Below are 16,126 nucleotides of genomic sequence, written 5' to 3' on the forward strand. Positions count from 1 at the left end.
TGTCGTAGTAACAGAATAAGGTTAATTTTTTAGAGCGTGATTGCCCCCTGCTTACATCGGACGGAATTGGTTTCGACGTTGCACCGATCCACCCATGGCCTTGATCTGATCAAGTACCTCATCCATCCTCATTTTTCCAGCTTCGCATTGGAATTTCAACTCGTCTGCAAATTTTATATAAGCATCCGTGAAAGCTGTTTTTGGATTCTCCAGAATGGTTTTTTGTTTTATGTGATCGAGTACCGGATGAGAAAACTCGCCAGAGAAAGATTCAATATCTCGTGCCACATTGGCCGAGCCGAAAGATCCATTGTTACGGATAAGCTGCAATATTGCGTTATCTCTTTCTTCGGTCGTCATACTGCCCGGATCAAAGGTTCTGCTAAGTGGATTATTTGGTTTGCCATTTTCAAGGTTTGGTGTAGAAAAAGTATGGTGGGGAAACTCCTCGAAAACTTCTACCGTACTGGTTAATTTACTGCAAAGTGCAAGCCCAGCTTCGCTCAGTTTTCCATTGTCAAAGAATGTTGTCCCAAAACTTTCAGGCTCCTTTTCTGCGCAATTTGATAGCAATCTATGCACAGCGGAAGCATTCTTGAAAATGACGTCATCTGTGGGGCGAGCCAGCCCGGCAAGATTGTTGCGCTGGGTATCACAGATGGCCAAAGTATACGCCATGGCTATAATTTCCCGGCCTGATTCGCTCAGATTCGCTGGCAGGGTTTTACCACGCAACATCCCTTCAATGATCGTCCCAAGCCCGGGTTTGCCGTCTCCACCAACGTTAGGCATGAAATTAAAGGCTGTACCGGCTGGAATAACTGCTCCGGCGACTTTAAGCAGAGCTTCTTGTCCAGCCGCATCGACTCCGGATTCACTGGCCAGGGTAGCCAGTGCCGCAGCGGTAGCAATCTCATTCAATCCCCAGTGCAGGCTATTGCCGACACCCATACCATGGTCATCCTTGATCTGCACATGATCATGGCAATAGGCAAGCGTGTTAGCCAAGTCCTGGTAAGGATTGTTGCCAAAGAAATGTCGAACATCACTGTGCATTTCCCGCGCATGGCCCATCCTGCCACTTTCATGCGTGGCCTTGTGATAGGGCAAATCAAGCATGTTCAAAGTTCTGTCCAGTTGGGTGCTGCCCTGGCTATCTATGTCACTGTGAAAACGAGCTTTTATTTGATTTGCCGCACTCTGTGCCTTCGTAAGATCGTCCCTGGTTAGATTGCCTAAAAGATGGTTTGTCAGGTTGCCAACGACTTCAAATTTTGCGTTGTTGCCTGCTGTGACTTCGCCTGCATGTATCAGCAAAGTGGCCAGATGGTTGGCCATGGTTTGCGCTGCCTGACCTGAATCGCGACATGTATTGCAGATATTTGAGAATTTCGCCTCACAAAAATGGCGCATGGATATGGAGGCTGGGATGTTGAGTGTATTTAAAACGCTAGGGGATACCGTCGGAGCTGTTATTAAACTGCTTGCCTTTGAGCGTGATACGGGTGCTGCTTGAGTTATTTCTTGGATGACTATAGGGAGCATGGTGTACTCGTTAGGATATTGAATGAACCGAAAAGATACAGAGAGCATTCGAAGTCAGCTTTCAAAAATCGCACATTAGCTATACACCTGAGCTGGTAATCGGCCGTTTCTCCGCACATTGAAGGCACCTTTAAGGCCTAAATTGTTGAGCGCTCATTTTTTCGATGGATATTCTACAAAATGACTATCGCGATTGAATTTTTTTGGAAAAATCCAACCATGAATTCGTCCTGAAAATAGTAAACCGGCATTGCTCGATGCCTTTGACGAATGTGCTGCATTGAGCTATTCCGCGTCCCAGATCACACGATATACGGCTCACTTTCATAGCTAAGCTATTTATTGCATCTAATCATATTCGTCCTATTTTTATTGCGACGTTACTGCCCTACTATTTCGTTTTTCGTTGCGATCTTGCGGGAACACTGCTGTGATCCTGCAACGATTTGTCAGAATTTTTTGAAGGTGATTATGAGTTTCATATCGAAACGCTGGTTCATTTTGTTGCGCTGGATTATTTTTACTTTACTCGTGATGTTGGTGTCATCGACAGATTCCGCTTATGCCAGTTGCTTTGTTAGCGCCGGTAAAAAATACACCATTGATCCACAACTGCTGGAAGCAATCGCGCAGGTTGAATCGTCCATGAATCCGCAGGCGCTTAATCGCAATCGTGATGGTAGCGAAGATATCGGGCTCATGCAAATCAATAGTTCGCACCTCGTACGCTTGCGTAAAGATGGCATTACACGTCAGCAATTACTGGACGATGCGTGCCTGTCGGTGATGATCGGTGCCGAGATATTGTCGGGGTTTATTGGACAGTTCGGTTACACGTGGCGCGCCGTCGGTGCCTATAACGCAGGTGGTAATCCTGGCTGCGATCTGCTGCGGGAGCTTTATGCCGCAAGGGTCGTTCGTGAGTATCGCCGTTTGAGAGGCAGACCCGAGCTTGCGGCTTCGGGGAAAATGTAGATGCACCGTTTTCATTGCAGCATGCTCACTGATGACCATCGGGTCAAGCACCTGTTCACCCGCCAAGCCCAGTGACAACCCCGAGATCATTAGTAGCTAAGAGGTCTCTGTATTTTTGGCTTCGTGCTTGTCCTAAGTATTTTTATGCATTTTTAATACCTGTCCTATTTTTTGATCGAGGAGGCTACGGTAGGCTTCGTTGTTCTGAACGTTGTTTGAAAAATGATGAAGACAATGTGTTGAGCACCGGGTAGGAAAGCCAAATTATGGATAGTAAAGACGTAAATTCTTTGGCCAAGCTACAGGCATTCATCGATAACGCTCTTGGCATTTCGGTGGGGGCGCCTGCAACGGCAAGTTGCCCGGGCGCGACGGCTGCTACCGCAGTTTCTTTGTCGGCCTTGTCTGCGGTAGGTGGTAGTCAGCTTACCGCCAACTTCCTGCGCATGGCAATTGATGGTACGCCTGAGTATTGCAGGATTGCGGCGTCGCTGCGGCGGACCGAAGCCTACTCGATGGTGTCGTTTCTGTTGCAAGAGGGGCAGGGTGAGAAGGTGCGGTCATTAAGTGCTCGCTACGGAATTTCGGCCGGCCATTTCCGTCGAATCTTCCGTGCTGCGTTGGGCGGTAGTCCTAAGTCCGCACTCAACGATTGGCGTCTGGCAACAGCGATTTTGGCCTTGGTAGAGCGACAGCAGTCAGTTACCGAAGTGGCTATGGCGCATGGTTTTGCATCTCCATCGCATTTCTCCAGCGAAGTCAAGAAATCGCTCGGACAGAGCTTGACGCATCTGTTTGATGCGCAAAAAAAACAATAGAGGATATTGGTGTGAGTAAGTGGAATAGTTGGAGTCCTTTGATGTGGCTCGTGGTAATGGCATTGCTGTTTGTTTATCCGAAGTCGTCGGCGGTTGATTTGAGTGCTGGTGATAAGAGTGTTGTTGGTACCGGCACCTCTGCGGGTTATGTCGCGCGACAGGAAAATATGCGCGCATTTTTCGGCGGCGTATCGTCGTATCTGGGTAAGCCGATCATCGTCAGTAAGTTGGCTGCCGGGAAGCAGATTTCGGGCGAATTCAATTTCGCTGCTGGGGATATTGTCAGTAAAGTCTGTCGTGAGCTCGGCCTGATTAATTACTATGATGGGAATGCAATTTACGTCTACGACGCTAGTGAGACTAAAAATAGTGTCATCAAACTTAAAAGTGTCACGCCCAAAGCGTTGACGTCGTTCCTTCGTAAATCCGGGCTGGCCGACCCGCGCTATCCGTTACGTGGTGACGGCATTGATACCTTTTACCTGGCGGGGCCGCCGATCTATGTGGACTTGGTCACGCAGGCTGCTGAGTTCATGGACAGTCAGCGTACCGGTCTGGATAACCAACAAGTCGAAGTAATTAAACTCAACAATACCTTCGTCACTGATCGCGCTTATACCCGTCGCGACGAGAGCGTCGTTATTCCTGGGATTGCAACGGTGGTTGAAAAACTGTTGGCAGGAGAGGACGCCCAAGTTGCGTTGACGGTGCAAAAGTCGAGCAGTGCTTCTCCTTTTTTGGATGAGCAGATCGATCGCGTGGCAGGGGCATCGCCTGACCCGTCGGCGGCGGCACTCAAATCTGCCAATGTTGCGGTGCAGTCGCAAGCCGCGGGAAACATCCGCATTATCGCTTATCCGGAAACCAATAGCTTACTAGTCAAGGGTACTGCGGAGCAGATCCGTTTCATTCGTAATTTAGTTGAAGCTCTTGATGAAGAAAAGCGGCATGTCGAGTTGGCGTTGTGGATTATCGACCTGGAAAAGGATGACCTCGATCAGCTCGGCGTCAATTGGCAGGGCTCCGTTTCGATAGGAAACCAGTTCTCGGCTGGGCTCAATACGGGTACCTCACTAAATTCGTTCGGCACGCTCGAAGGAAATAAATTCATTGCCTCGATCCTGGCGCTGACACGAGAGAACAAGGCTCAGATCGTGTCGCGTCCTGTGGTACTGACGCAGGAAAATACGCCAGCCATGTTCGACAATAATCGCACGTTCTACACGCCGTTGATTGCAGAGCGTGCAGTGGAATTGCAAAAGGTGACCTACGGAACATTGGTGCACGTGTTACCGCGCATTACCACTAAGGGTGAAATCGAACTGTCGCTCAATATCGAAGATGGTAGTGAAGTGCCACGCAATGAAGCGGATACGCAGAAGACGCTGCCGACTGTTGGTCGCACCAAAATCAGCACCGTCGCACGGGTACCCAAAGGTCAGAGTTTGTTGGTGGGCGGTTATACGCGAGGAGAGAGTAGTGAGCAGATAGGAAAAATTCCTTTGTTAGGCGATCTTCCGTTCATTGGAGGCGCCTTTCGCTATCATCAGACGCTCAACAAGAACACTGTTCGTGTCTTCCTGATTCGACCGCGTGAGATTGTTGATGGTCTTGACCTGGATGCCGAGAACCTGGATGAATCGGTTGAGTTCGAGACGCTGATTAAAAAGATGGATAAGACGCGCGAAACTGCACATGGCCAAAAGGAAGGTTTGACCGATGGCAACTAGTATCACAGGCGGAAGCGCTATCGTTGCTGCGCGGGTGCTGGCGGACATACGGCAAAAAGAGTCCGTCAAGGTAGCCGACGACGGAATGGCGCAATCGGCGGATGTCGACGATGGTACGCCCGCGGCACTGCAACAGAAGTTGGTAGACATGGCCGACGACATGGCCAGTGTCGCTACCCAATTCCGCAATCGTCGCGATTTAGAGAATAAAGGCGCCGCTTCCAGCGACGGTTTCGAACGCGTTCTGGATGATGAGGCTGCACCAAAGGCACAAAAGCTGGTGGAAGTGTTGGCCGTGCAAAATCTGACCATGGACACGTTGTTGGCACAGGCACGCAGTCTGTTTCCTGATGATAGTGATTTGTATCTGGTGCTAAAGGAGTTGCTCAAACGTAGGCAACTGTCGGCTCTTCAGCGCAAACGGCTGGAGGGCTTACTCGATACGGTCAGCCGCGAGGCTGATCCGAAAAAGCTTAAGGGCGGCATAAATTGCGCGCTCAAGGCGCGTCTGTTTGGTGCGACTCTGAGCTTGAAGGCATCGTTGTTGCGCCAGACCTATCGGCGCTTTCTCGAAAGTGACCGCATGCCGCTGGAAGACTACGAAGACTGGATCGCCAGTTACGGCTACAAAGTGCGTCACATTGTGCTTGAGTTTGTCGAAGAGTCGCTCGGAACGGACATTCGCGCAGAAGATCCAAGCTGCAATCACCTGGAGTTCAGTTACTTGCTTGCGCATATGCGCAAGTTGCAGGTGCTGCGCGGTGCTGATCGTGAATTTGTTTTGTCGCTGTTGGAAAAAAAACTGACGCCGTTGTATGGCGAAGAGGAAGCTGACTGGCTGCTATTGCTGTGCTCGCTGGTTAGGCGGGAAACGCCTGCGGCCAGTTTGCTGCCGCAGGCTTTGGATGCCACGCTCCTGTCATCGTATACACAACGTTCGACCTGGCTAAATGCCGTGCGTAGTGCCTGGAAACGCCTGCCGCCGGAATTGTTCGAACTGCCGGGCGGGGCATCCGGTGGCTGTCCCGAAGCCGCTGCTGCAGTTTGTGCCGAGGTGTTGGCTGTCTTCGACCAATTGATTGACTACAACTATGCGGCCGAACTGCAAGAGCAGCGCCGCTTACCAACCTGATCCTATTTATGATTTCCCGTTTTCTTACCAATGCCCGCGCTCACCCGGAATTGATCATCGTAATGCTGATGGTGATGGTTATTGCCATGTTGATCGTGCCGCTGCCGACTTTTCTGGTGGACTTCCTGATTGCACTTAATATTGTCATCGCAATCTTGCTGTTCATGGGATCGTTCTATGTCGAAAGGATTCTTAATTTCTCGACATTCCCTACTATTCTGCTGATCACGACCTTGTTCCGTTTGGCGTTGTCGATTAGTACCAGTCGGCTGATTCTGACGCAGGCCGATGCCGGTGAGATTATTGCGACCTTCGGCGACTATGTTATCGGTGATTCGCTAATTGTCGGTTTTGTGATTTTCTCCATCGTCACCATCGTTCAGTTCATCGTGATTACCAAGGGTTCGGAACGCGTTGCGGAAGTTGCGGCGCGCTTTTCCCTCGACGGCATGCCGGGCAAGCAGATGAGTATTGACGGTGATCTTAAAGCCGGCGTGATCGATGCCGAAGGCGCCAAGGAACGACGCAGTGTGTTGGAGCGCGAGAGTCAGTTGTACGGCTCGTTCGACGGTGCGATGAAGTTTATCAAAGGTGACGCCATTGCCGGCATCATCATTATTTTGGTCAACCTGATCGGTGGCATTGCCGTGGGCGTGACGAGCCATCACATGGACATGTACACGGCGTTGCAGACCTATACCATGCTCACCATTGGTGACGGTCTGGTGGCGCAAATCCCGGCGCTTTTGATTTCGATCAGCGCGGGTTTTATCGTCACGCGTATTAACGGTGACGACGCCAATCTCGGTCGCAACATCATGGGGCAGTTGCTGGGTATGCCATTTGCGGTTGCCATTACGGCGCTGTTGGCGGTGCTGGTGGCATTCTTGCCGGGCTTTCCGATGGTGGCGTTTCTTGGCTTGGCGGTGGTGTTGGGATTGTTTCTCTATATTGGTCAGCGTCGTCGTCAGCGCGAGGAGAGTGGCAGTGAGATTGTCGCCGGTGAAGCCGAGGCGCAGTCCGAGGCCGCGCAAGACAGCGACCGGTCGCAGTTGGGATTGATTACCGATCTTGACAAGGTCGCCACCGAAACGGTTGCCTTCATCCTGTTGGTGCCGCAGGCGCAGCAGCAGTATTGCATTGACGAGCAGTTGGGCCAGCGGCTGCGTAGTCAGTTTTTTATCGACTATGGCGTGCGCCTACCGGAGTTTCTGGTGCGCGGATCGGACACGCAGCCGAAGGATTGCGTAGCGCTGCTGATCAATGAAATTCGCACGGAGACCTTATATGTTTGCTTTAACAAGATGCGGATTGTCAACATGTCGGACGAAGTTGGTCAGCTCGGCATTCACGTTGAGGTGCTGACGGATGCAGCACAGCAGGACGGACATTGGGTTACTCCGTCGCACCGGGAGGAGCTGATCAAGCTGGGCTTCCAGCTGCGCAGCGCACAGGACGAGTTGTATCAATGCTTGGTGGCGGTGCTGGTCAAGCATGTTCCTGAATTTTTCGGTATCCAGGAAACCAAGAAGATGCTGGACCAGATGGAGACGAGTGCACCGGACTTGCTCAAGGAAGTCTTGCGTAATGTCACTGTACAAAAGATTTCAGAGGTGTTGCAACGCCTATTGTCGGAACGCATTTCCATCCGTAATTTCAAACTGATTCTTGAATCGCTGGCGCAATGGGGTGGTCGTGAAAAGGATGTGATCGCTCTGGTTGAACACGTGCGCGGCGCCATGGCGCGCTATATCTCACATAAGTTTTCCATTGGTAATAAATTGCGCGTGGTGATGTTGTCGACAGATATGGAAGAGCAGGTGCGCAAGGGAGTCCGCCAGAACGCCAGCGGTGCTTTTCTTAACATTGAGCCGTCGGTGTCGGAAGAGATCATCGACAAATTCGCGTTGTTGTTCCAAGCGTTTCCGATTGCTCAGAAAGATCTGGTTGTCCTGACTGCAGTCGATGTGCGTCGCTTCGTTAAAAAACTACTGGAGGCGCGTTTCAAGGATCTTGACGTGATCTCGTTCGGAGAAGTCGCTAGCAACGTGGAAGTCAATGTTCTTAAGGTTATTTAGCTTATTTGGAATCCTTATTTAACCCCTTATTTAGCCTCATTATTTCAAGGAATAACTATGCATCAACACGATCTCGGTGAACTCGTTAAACGAGCGCTCGTGCGTTCAGGTTGTGAGCCGTCTCTGATCCGGCAACTGGATCATCACGCGACCATTCAGATCGATCTCATCGATGCTCCGGCCCTGTATGTCGGGCGCATGGGTGAACAGGTAGTGATTTGGAGCGATTTATGTGAATTCTATGACGGCATCCTAAGGCGTAACTCTGACGCGTTGCTTCACGAACTTATGAGCGGCTTTCCTTATAGTCGTAACCAGCAGTTGGTGTTACGTGAAAGTGATGGGCAGTTGCAGGTATATGCCGATGTGGCCAGCGAGTGCCTTGACGACGTCGCTGCCATGTCCGAGGCACTCAATGCTTTTTTTGAAAGTCAGACGCGTTTGCTGGAGATTATTCGCCAATGACGCAGCCATTGAGACTGTTGAGACAGTTGGTGCATCCACACTATTTGTCCGGTCCGATTATCGAAGCGCCGCTGCGTGATGTTGCAGTAGGGGAAGTTTGCGACGTGCGTCGCCACTGGCGCGACGAAGACGTGGTTGCACGCGCCCAGGTAGTGGGTTTTCGTCGCGACATGGCTGTATTGAGCCTACTGGGCAATCCACGCGGGTTGTCGCGAGAATCTGTGCTGGTGCCGACCGGGGGCGCGTTGAGGATATGCATCGATGACAGCATGTTAGGCGCAGTGCTCGATTCCAACGGGGTACACATTGCACGGCTAGCACCGGCGTTACCGGTAATACATCCTCAACGCTGGTGTGCGTTGGATGCGCCACCGCCGTCGTTTGATCGACGCATGCCGATCAGTGAAGTTTTTCATAGTGGCATTCGCGTGATGGATGCGCTGACGACTTGCGGTGTCGGTCAACGTTTAGGTATTTTTGCCTCCGCAGGAACAGGAAAAACCAGCTTCGTCACGATGCTAATGGAGCATGCCTCGGCCGACGTATATGTGGTCGGACTGATCGGCGAGCGCGGTCGCGAAGTAACTGAATTCGTCGAGGAGATGAAGAAATCTCCTCAACGCCAACGCAGTGTGGTGGTGCATGCAACATCGGACGCTTCGTCGATTGATCGTTGCAATGCTGCATTGCTTGCCACTACGGTCGCCGAGTATTACCGCGATCACGGTTGTAAGGTTGTGCTGATTCAGGATTCGCTTACACGCTATGCGCGCGCTTTGCGTGACGTGGCACTTGCTGCTGGCGAAGCACCGGCACGGCGCGGATATCCGGCGTCCGTATTCGAGGCTTTGCCGCGACTGCTGGAGCGACCCGGAGTAACAGACTGCGGCAGTATTACCGCGTTTTACACGGTGTTGCTGGAGAGCGACGACGAAGTCGATCCGATCGCCGAAGAGATTCGTTCCATCCTGGACGGTCATATTTATCTCAGCCGCACATTGGCGGCGAAGAATCATTACCCGGCGGTCGATGTGTTACGCAGCCTGAGCCGTGTGGCCAGTCGGGTCTGTTCGCCAGAGCAGTTGCAGGCGGCTGGCCGCATCCGCGAAAAGCTGAGTCGCCTGGATGAGTTGCAACTGATGCTCGATCTTGGCGAATACCGTCCCGGGGAAAGCGATTTGAATGATGGTTTGCTACAGCAGAAGGACGCTTTGATGGAGTGGATGCAGCAGTCGCGTAATAGCGCTTGCGATGCTGGCGCGATCGTGGCGCAGATGGTTGCTCTTGCTGCGTAAATACCAAGCGTTGTTGCACCACAGTCAGCAGCGCCTGCAAGTGGGCGAGCGTCGTCTGACGCATGTGCGTCAGCGCTTGGCGGCGATGGAACAGGAGTGCGACCGCCTTCAAGGCGAAATCGGCGTGCAGGAACAGTTGGCGCACGCGGTGGGTCTAGATGGCGCAGCACTTGGTCGCCAGCAGTTGTTCGACTGGTTGCGTAAGAGCGCAGCGGACCGGCGACGTAGTCAGGCACTGCGACTGGAACTGCGTCGGCAGCAAGAACTTTGTAATGAATGCACGTACCAGGTCAGTGAGCAACATGCGCATTGCCTGCGTCTGGAGCAACGGCGGGAACGCTATCGAACTTTGCTTGATGGTGAGCGAAAGAAAGTGCGATTGCGCCAACTTGAAATTGAAGAATGTGAAATAGAGGAGCGTGTGTCATGGTCGAAATAAGGAGTGGAAATGCGCTGTCTGGTGCTTGCGCTATACCGGAACAAGACGTGTTGAACTTACAGGATCGGTTGACGCAGAAGAGTAAGCACGATCACCACGACAGCGAACAGGTCGAAAGCGTTGATCCGTTTCTGTGGCCGTTTCAGGAAATATTGCCGCCATTAGGATTGCAGGAAAATGTTGGTGTTGCACCTGCAAGACCGGAAGTCGGAGCAAGCCCGGGCCGGTACGCTACCGACACGCGTCCTGAAGCGAGAGAAGCCTTGCTGGATTGGTCATTGCACAGTCAGCCGCAGGCGTTGAACGTTCTAACCAAAGGTGCTTTCGTCTTATCGGATTCAAAGGCGTCGCCGTCACCCGGTCAGTTGAAACAGATCGTATCGCAAACTGGTGGGGTAACAGCCGAGGTTGCGACTGCCATAGTCGGTGGCGTATTAGACCATCTTAGCGACCAGCCGATGAAGAAGTTGCCAACGTATCTGCGTGCCGAAGAATTCCCTCGCACAGCCGACACGGGCCATAAAGGGACGGTTGCTGATGACGGGGAATTGCAGAGCAGGTCGTCACCGATTGTAGTCCAACAGCAGAGTCGTCAAGGCAGTGCCCTTACAACGCCGGCAACGGCACGTCAGGAGTCGCCGACCGAAGCCTTGCCGGATTCCAAGACGCCGCCGTCATCCGGTAATTTGACGCAGGTCGTATCGTACACCGGTGGAGTAACAGCCGAGGTGGTGGCTGACATTGTAGGTCGAGTTTTAGACGATCTCACCGACCGGACACTGACGAAGTCATCGGAGTATCCGCGTGCCGAAGAAACCCCTCGCACAGCCGAGGCTCGCCGTAAAGCGGCGACGGTTTTTTCTGCTGATGACGGGCAATTGCAGGGCAGGCCATCGCCGATTGAAGTTCAACAGAAGGGTCGTCAAAGCAGTGTCCTTACAACGCCGGCAACGGTACGTCAGGAATCTCCGACGGTGCATCCGGGGCGTATGGGAACGTCCGATCGCGTTGTCCAGAATAGCTGGGTTTACAAATTCCGTTCATGGGGGAAAGAACATGCCGTGACGATTTTGTCGACACTGGGATCGAGCCCTCAGTTGCTTTCGTCATTGACCTTGCAACCGACCAGCGCGCTGGTCGAACAACGCTTGAACGCGCATGGCGACATGCCTGGGAGCAGCGATCAGTGGGTCTTCCAGGATCACGGCGATGAACGGCGACAACAGCAGGACGCCCGACATCAGTATCGTGAGCAGGAAGAGGATGAATCGTGAAATATCCTTCCCTACGCCATGTAGTCGATGCCGAGTGCCATGCTCGTGCTGCGCTGGCGCTTTGGCCGCGACGTGATGCTGCGTTGATCGGACGGCTAGCTTACGCGCCGTTGCCGAACGGCCCTTCAGTGTATGCCGTGCAGGCATACCGTAAAGATCGCTGCTGGCGCGGTTACGTCGATCTGGCCGAGTGGCTGGCAAACACGGCGCCCGAACTGGCCAGTTTAGCCTGTGCCGCGGACGCCAGCACCGAGCATGTGCGACATTTGTTCGCGGCTAGCGCACATCCTGTTGACATGCCTTTGCCTGAGCTCGGCTATGACATGCTGCAAATCGAGCATAACCCCGAGCAATCCCTGGCGCAATCCAAACTATGTCTGTTATCGATCCTCACGCCGCAAGGCCGTGTCTGGTTAAGCGAATTTCCACAGCCGATCGCACCCGTTGTGGGTGCAGTTTCTGCGTCCATGCAGGCGCTGCCGCTTTTGCTGGCCTGGCATTTAGGCAGTAGTAGCGCCAGCCGTCGGCTGGTTGCCGACTTACGGCGTGGCGACGTATTGCTGATCGGATGCGAGGCATTTGAACTGACCAGCGCCGGTAGGGTTATAGGGCGCTTTTCAATTAACGAAGATGGAGAAATTTCCGTGCAAGCCACAACGATGAACGAACTAAAAGAAGCTACAACGCAAGACCATGTAGAGGCGCACACCGCGCCGACTGTTGCTATCACCATGGGCGACATTCCGTTGCGCCTCGATTTCATCCTGCAACGCCGCACCATGACGGTGGCCCAGCTGGACGCTTTGTATCGTGGGCAAGTCCTGTCATTGGATCCACAAGCGGAACAACAGGTGGAGATCACGGTTAATGGCATGCGTCTGGCCACGGGAGAGTTGGTCGAACTGAATGGCCGTTTGGGTATCGAATTGCATGACATCGCGGTCGGCACATCTCTCGCTGAGGCGCATCGTGTCTAATGACATTTCCCTGATCGGGCTGTTGGCCCTGGCGACGTTGCTGCCGTTCCTGTTGGCGGCCGGCACTTGCTATCTGAAATTTTCTATCGTGTTCGTCATGGTGCGCAATGCGATGGGGTTGCAGCAGGTACCGTCCAACCTGGTTCTTAATGCGGTGGCGTTGATGATGTCAGTGTTTGTGATGTTGCCGGTGTCGCAAAAAATTTATGACTACCAGAGCGAAAATCCGGTCAATTTTTCCAGCCTGGCTTCGGTTGAGTCATTTGTCGATAACGGCCTTGATTCGTACCGCGGCTACTTGCAAAAATACAGTGATCCGGAACTGACGGCATTTTTTGAGAAAATCCAGGCCGCGCGTCTGGCAGAAAAGAACACGCCGCATTTGGAGGGCGAGGATCAGGTTTCCATCTTCTCACTGTTACCGGCCTACGCCCTAAGCGAAATTAAGAGTGCTTTCAAGATCGGTTTTTACCTGTACCTGCCGTTCGTGGTGATTGATCTGGTGATTTCCAGCATCCTGCTTGCGCTGGGTATGATGATGATGAGCCCGGTGGTGATTTCCGTGCCGATCAAGCTGATTCTGTTCGTAGCGATGGATGGCTGGTCGTTGCTGAGCCAGGGTTTGATCCTGCAATACATTGATCTCGGAAGCGGAGGGTAGCCGCCATGGATGATATCGTTTATGCCGGTAACAAGACGTTGTATCTGGTGTTAAAGCTGGTGCTGTGGCCGGTTATCGTCGCCACTGTGGTTGGCTTGCTGGTGGGTTTGTTTCAGACCGTGACGCAATTGCAGGAGCAGACGCTGCCGTTCGGTATCAAGTTGCTGGCGGTAAGTTTTTGCTTATTCATGCTGTCGGGATGGTATGGAGAAGTACTACTTAATTTCGGTCGTGAAGTCATGCGTTTAGCCTTGGGGTGAGTGTTACCTATGTGCCCATGAATACCTCCCTATTTTTCGACGTTAACACTTGGTTGCTTGGCGCTGCGCTGGGTTTTACCCGGTTGGCACCGGTATTTTTTATGCTGCCGTTTTTTAATTCTAGTGTGTTGAGCGGCGCCACGCGCAACGCCGTGATCGCGATTGTAGCCATGGGATTCTGGCCGGTGCCGTTGGCGACCATGGCAACGATCGATACAAACATCTATGTTGCGGCTATTGGACAGGAACTGCTCATCGGTGTCATCTTGGGTTGTTTGCTGGCCTGGCCGTTTTGGGTGTTCCACGCGGTGGGAAATTTCATCGACAACCAACGCGGCGCAACATTGAGTAGCACGATCGATCCAGCCAATGGTGTGGATACGTCAGAGTTGTCCAACTTTTTCAATATGTTTGCAGCAGCTGTGTATCTCCAGGGCGGCGGATTAATGCTGTTTGTAGAGGCTGTCAGTGACAGCTATCGCTTGTGTGACCCCTTGCAGGGCTGCACATTCTCTAGCGCGCCGCTGCTTTCGTTGCTGACCAACATGTCCACGCGAATGATTGTGATCGCCAGCCCGGTCATTGCCGCCATGCTGTTATCGGAGTTCGTGCTTGGACTGTTGTCGCGATTTGCTCCGCAGCTTAATGCGTTTTCGATTTCACTGACGGTGAAGAGTCTGGTGGCGATGTTGGTGTTGCTGATCTACTTTGGTCCCTTGTTTCCTGATGAAATTATGCGCCAAAGCGGCATGGCGAATTATTTGCCGTTATGGTTTGAGGGGCGTTAACCATGTCGGAAAGCAAAACCGAAAAAGCCACGCCGAAGAAACGTCGCGATGCCGCCAAACGCGGGCAATCTTTCAAGGCGCGCGACCTGGTGGTGGCCTGCCTGATGTTTAGTGGTGTGTTACTGGTGGTTTGGCTGGGTACGTTGGCGGAGATCGGCGCCGCTTTTGTCGGTGCGGTGCGTAGCGGATTCACGCTGGACTTGCATCGCTATGCGGCGGATATCTTGCTGCTTGCGTTGAAGGTGGTGGGGCCGATTATCTTGTTGAGTATTGTCGCCACGGCATTTCCATCCTTGCTGCAAAGCGGATTTTCGCTAGCCAGCGAAGCGTTCAAGATTAACTTCGGCGCGCTCAATCCGATTAAGGGTTTCAAAAAAATTTTCAACCTGCGTACCGTAAAGGAGTTCGTTAAGGCCGTGCTGTACCTGTGCTGTTTTAGTGCTGCATTTATGCTGATGTGGTGGTCGCAGCGCAAACTGATTTTTTCTCAGGTGCATGCGTCGATTCCTGAAATTATCGGCATCTGGGGAAAACTGATCATCAGTCTGGTGTTGATCTGCCTTGGCTGCATCGCGGCGGTGCTGGTGTTGGACGCGCTGGCGGAATTGTTTCTTTACCTTAAGGAATTGCGTATGGAGAAGCAGGAAGTTAAGCGCGAATACAAGGAGCTTGAAGGCGACCCGCTGATGAAGAGCAAACGTAAGCAAGTCCATATGGAAATGCTGTCGGAGCAGGAAAAACACGACATTGAGAATTCACGGATGGTGATTGCCAATCCAACACACGTAGCGATCGGTATCTATTTCAAACCCGAGCTGTCGCCGATTCCGTTCATTTCGATACGCGAGAGCAACCAGCGTGCGCTGGCAGTGCGGAACTATGCTGAAAAGGTCGGTGTACCGGTGATCGTTGACATTGGCCTGGCGCGTCGCCTGTATCGTACCCATCGACGGTATGCCATGGTTAGCATGGAAGAAATCCAACCTGTCGTACGCCTTCTGTTATGGCTACAGCAGGTCGAGATTGCCGGCATTGAGATCGATGTGGATACAAATCCCGAAAACGATAATAACGACGCAGCAAAAGATAGTCTCTGATTATATTTTAAAGAGAATGTATGTTCGTTTTTTTAATGCGCCTGCAAGGTGTTTATTTGATACTGGCGTTATCAGTTGATGACGCGAAAGGAATATGTGGCATGAGTCATCAAGATGAAGAAACCGCAGAGCAGGATCTGGAAGTCATCCTCGATGCGGTCAATCAGGGAGTCACGCTCAAAGAAATTCACGGGATTTCCGATGAGCAGATGGACGGATTGTATAGCTTGGCCTATGACTTTTATAACCAGGGCAGGCTTGATGAGGCGGAGAAGTTTTTTCGTTTTCTGTGTATCTACGATTTTTACTGTGTAGATTTTCTGATGGGATTGGCGGCAGTCTACCAGCTCAAAGAAATGTATCAGAAAGCCGCTGATATTTACGCGATTGCTTTTGCCCAGGGAGATGCCGACTACCGGCCAATGCTGTATTCCGGTCAATGTCAATTGGCGATGGGTAAATCGGGAAAGGCGAAGCAATGTTTCAAGGTGGTGGTTGAGCAGTCGGACGACGATGCGTTGAAAGCGAAAGCGCAAGCCTATCTAACTGCGTTGCAGCGAAGCCGTACTTCAGGCTCGAAGTAAGATAAATC

Annotated in this window: 16 protein-coding genes; 15 read left to right on the plus strand and 1 reads right to left on the minus strand. The window is 52.1% G+C overall.

From position 1 onward, the window contains the following. Window positions 1-51: 51 nt before the first annotated feature. A complete protein-coding gene (locus S2091_RS07275; protein WP_133166873.1) occupies window positions 52-1,593 on the minus strand; it encodes a hypothetical protein in 1,542 nt (513 codons plus the stop codon). 423 nt (window positions 1,594-2,016) lie between these two features. On the opposite strand from S2091_RS07275, the gene S2091_RS07280 reads away from it, so the two are divergent. The 15 genes from S2091_RS07280 to sicA all read left to right on the plus strand — a co-directional run bounded on the left by S2091_RS07280 (window position 2,017) and on the right by sicA (window position 16,118). Next, on the plus strand, window positions 2,017-2,520 hold the full coding sequence (locus S2091_RS07280) for a transglycosylase SLT domain-containing protein (protein WP_243405342.1): 504 nt from the start codon (window positions 2,017-2,019) through the stop codon (window positions 2,518-2,520). Window positions 2,521-2,786: 266 nt separating this feature from the next. Then, window positions 2,787-3,338 (plus strand): helix-turn-helix domain-containing protein, encoded by a 552-nt coding sequence (locus S2091_RS07285; protein ID WP_105531135.1) that lies wholly within the window; start codon window positions 2,787-2,789, stop codon window positions 3,336-3,338. Between the two features lie 41 nt (window positions 3,339-3,379). Further along, a complete protein-coding gene (gene sctC, locus S2091_RS07290) occupies window positions 3,380-5,068 on the plus strand; it encodes a type III secretion system outer membrane ring subunit SctC (protein ID WP_105531136.1) in 1,689 nt (562 codons plus the stop codon). Beyond that, on the plus strand, window positions 5,058-6,200 hold the full coding sequence (gene sctW, locus S2091_RS07295) for a type III secretion system gatekeeper subunit SctW (RefSeq protein ID WP_105531137.1): 1,143 nt from the start codon (window positions 5,058-5,060) through the stop codon (window positions 6,198-6,200). The genes sctC and sctW overlap by 11 nt, the downstream gene beginning before the upstream one ends. An 8-nt stretch (window positions 6,201-6,208) precedes the next feature. Continuing rightward, the gene (locus S2091_RS07300) at window positions 6,209-8,278 is read left to right on the plus strand and encodes an EscV/YscV/HrcV family type III secretion system export apparatus protein (RefSeq protein WP_105531138.1); all 2,070 of its coding nucleotides are present in this window, start codon (window positions 6,209-6,211) and stop codon (window positions 8,276-8,278) included. A gap of 57 nt (window positions 8,279-8,335) precedes the next feature. Further along, the gene (locus S2091_RS07305) at window positions 8,336-8,743 is read left to right on the plus strand and encodes an InvB/SpaK family type III secretion system chaperone (RefSeq protein ID WP_105531139.1); all 408 of its coding nucleotides are present in this window, start codon (window positions 8,336-8,338) and stop codon (window positions 8,741-8,743) included. Next, window positions 8,740-10,038 carry a type III secretion system ATPase SctN gene (gene sctN, locus S2091_RS07310; protein ID WP_105531140.1) on the plus strand — a complete coding sequence of 433 codons (1,299 nt, stop codon included), beginning with the start codon at window positions 8,740-8,742 and terminating at the stop codon, window positions 10,036-10,038. Before S2091_RS07305 ends, sctN begins: the two co-directional genes overlap by 4 nt. Beyond that, window positions 9,995-10,477, plus strand: coding sequence for a hypothetical protein (locus S2091_RS07315; RefSeq protein WP_165794941.1), 483 nt, complete (start codon window positions 9,995-9,997; stop codon window positions 10,475-10,477). The genes sctN and S2091_RS07315 overlap by 44 nt, the downstream gene beginning before the upstream one ends. Beyond that, window positions 10,465-11,751, plus strand: coding sequence for a SpaN/EivJ family type III secretion system needle length determinant (locus tag S2091_RS07320; protein WP_105531142.1), 1,287 nt, complete (start codon window positions 10,465-10,467; stop codon window positions 11,749-11,751). Before S2091_RS07315 ends, S2091_RS07320 begins: the two co-directional genes overlap by 13 nt. Then, window positions 11,748-12,728, plus strand: coding sequence for a type III secretion system cytoplasmic ring protein SctQ (gene sctQ, locus S2091_RS07325; RefSeq protein ID WP_165794942.1), 981 nt, complete (start codon window positions 11,748-11,750; stop codon window positions 12,726-12,728). The genes S2091_RS07320 and sctQ overlap by 4 nt, the downstream gene beginning before the upstream one ends. Beyond that, window positions 12,718-13,389: an EscR/YscR/HrcR family type III secretion system export apparatus protein gene (locus S2091_RS07330; protein ID WP_279337503.1), complete on the plus strand. Its 672-nt coding sequence runs from the start codon at window positions 12,718-12,720 to the stop codon at window positions 13,387-13,389. Before sctQ ends, S2091_RS07330 begins: the two co-directional genes overlap by 11 nt. Window positions 13,390-13,394: 5 nt before the next feature. Continuing rightward, window positions 13,395-13,649 (plus strand): EscS/YscS/HrcS family type III secretion system export apparatus protein, encoded by a 255-nt coding sequence (locus tag S2091_RS07335; RefSeq protein WP_105531145.1) that lies wholly within the window; start codon window positions 13,395-13,397, stop codon window positions 13,647-13,649. A gap of 17 nt (window positions 13,650-13,666) precedes the next feature. Further along, complete coding sequence (sctT, locus tag S2091_RS07340; protein WP_105531146.1) at window positions 13,667-14,437, plus strand: type III secretion system export apparatus subunit SctT; 771 nt, start codon at window positions 13,667-13,669, stop codon at window positions 14,435-14,437. A gap of 2 nt (window positions 14,438-14,439) precedes the next feature. Beyond that, window positions 14,440-15,534, plus strand: coding sequence for an EscU/YscU/HrcU family type III secretion system export apparatus switch protein (locus S2091_RS07345; RefSeq protein WP_105531147.1), 1,095 nt, complete (start codon window positions 14,440-14,442; stop codon window positions 15,532-15,534). Between the two features lie 20 nt (window positions 15,535-15,554). Continuing rightward, on the plus strand, window positions 15,555-16,118 hold the full coding sequence (gene sicA, locus S2091_RS07350) for a type III secretion system translocator chaperone SicA (protein ID WP_279337476.1): 564 nt from the start codon (window positions 15,555-15,557) through the stop codon (window positions 16,116-16,118). The last annotated feature ends 8 nt before the right edge of the window (window positions 16,119-16,126 follow it).

Origin of the sequence: Solimicrobium silvestre, assembly GCF_002976435.1 — a bacterium.
GTDB lineage: Bacteria > Pseudomonadota > Gammaproteobacteria > Burkholderiales > Burkholderiaceae_D > Solimicrobium > Solimicrobium silvestre.

Bases quoted from the DNA above. Each gene is read 5' to 3' on its own strand.
- S2091_RS07335 (WP_105531145.1), top strand. From the start codon at position 13,395: ATGGATGATATCGTTTATGCCGGTAACAAGACGTTGTATCTGGTGTTA.
- S2091_RS07315 (WP_165794941.1), top strand. From the start codon at position 9,995: ATGCTGGCGCGATCGTGGCGCAGATGGTTGCTCTTGCTGCGTAAATAC.
- S2091_RS07345 (WP_105531147.1), top strand. From the start codon at position 14,440: ATGTCGGAAAGCAAAACCGAAAAAGCCACGCCGAAGAAACGTCGCGAT.
- S2091_RS07285 (WP_105531135.1), top strand. From the start codon at position 2,787: ATGGATAGTAAAGACGTAAATTCTTTGGCCAAGCTACAGGCATTCATC.
- sctW (WP_105531137.1), top strand. From the start codon at position 5,058: ATGGCAACTAGTATCACAGGCGGAAGCGCTATCGTTGCTGCGCGGGTG.
- sctT (WP_105531146.1), top strand. From the start codon at position 13,667: ATGAATACCTCCCTATTTTTCGACGTTAACACTTGGTTGCTTGGCGCT.
- sctC (WP_105531136.1), top strand. From the start codon at position 3,380: ATGTGGCTCGTGGTAATGGCATTGCTGTTTGTTTATCCGAAGTCGTCG.
- sctN (WP_105531140.1), top strand. From the start codon at position 8,740: ATGACGCAGCCATTGAGACTGTTGAGACAGTTGGTGCATCCACACTAT.
- S2091_RS07305 (WP_105531139.1), top strand. From the start codon at position 8,336: ATGCATCAACACGATCTCGGTGAACTCGTTAAACGAGCGCTCGTGCGT.
- S2091_RS07320 (WP_105531142.1), top strand. From the start codon at position 10,465: ATGGTCGAAATAAGGAGTGGAAATGCGCTGTCTGGTGCTTGCGCTATA.
- S2091_RS07300 (WP_105531138.1), top strand. From the start codon at position 6,209: ATGATTTCCCGTTTTCTTACCAATGCCCGCGCTCACCCGGAATTGATC.
- S2091_RS07280 (WP_243405342.1), top strand. From the start codon at position 2,017: ATGAGTTTCATATCGAAACGCTGGTTCATTTTGTTGCGCTGGATTATT.
- S2091_RS07275 (WP_133166873.1), bottom strand. From the start codon at position 1,593: ATGCTCTCTGTATCTTTTCGGTTCATTCAATATCCTAACGAGTACACC.
- sicA (WP_279337476.1), top strand. From the start codon at position 15,555: ATGTTCGTTTTTTTAATGCGCCTGCAAGGTGTTTATTTGATACTGGCG.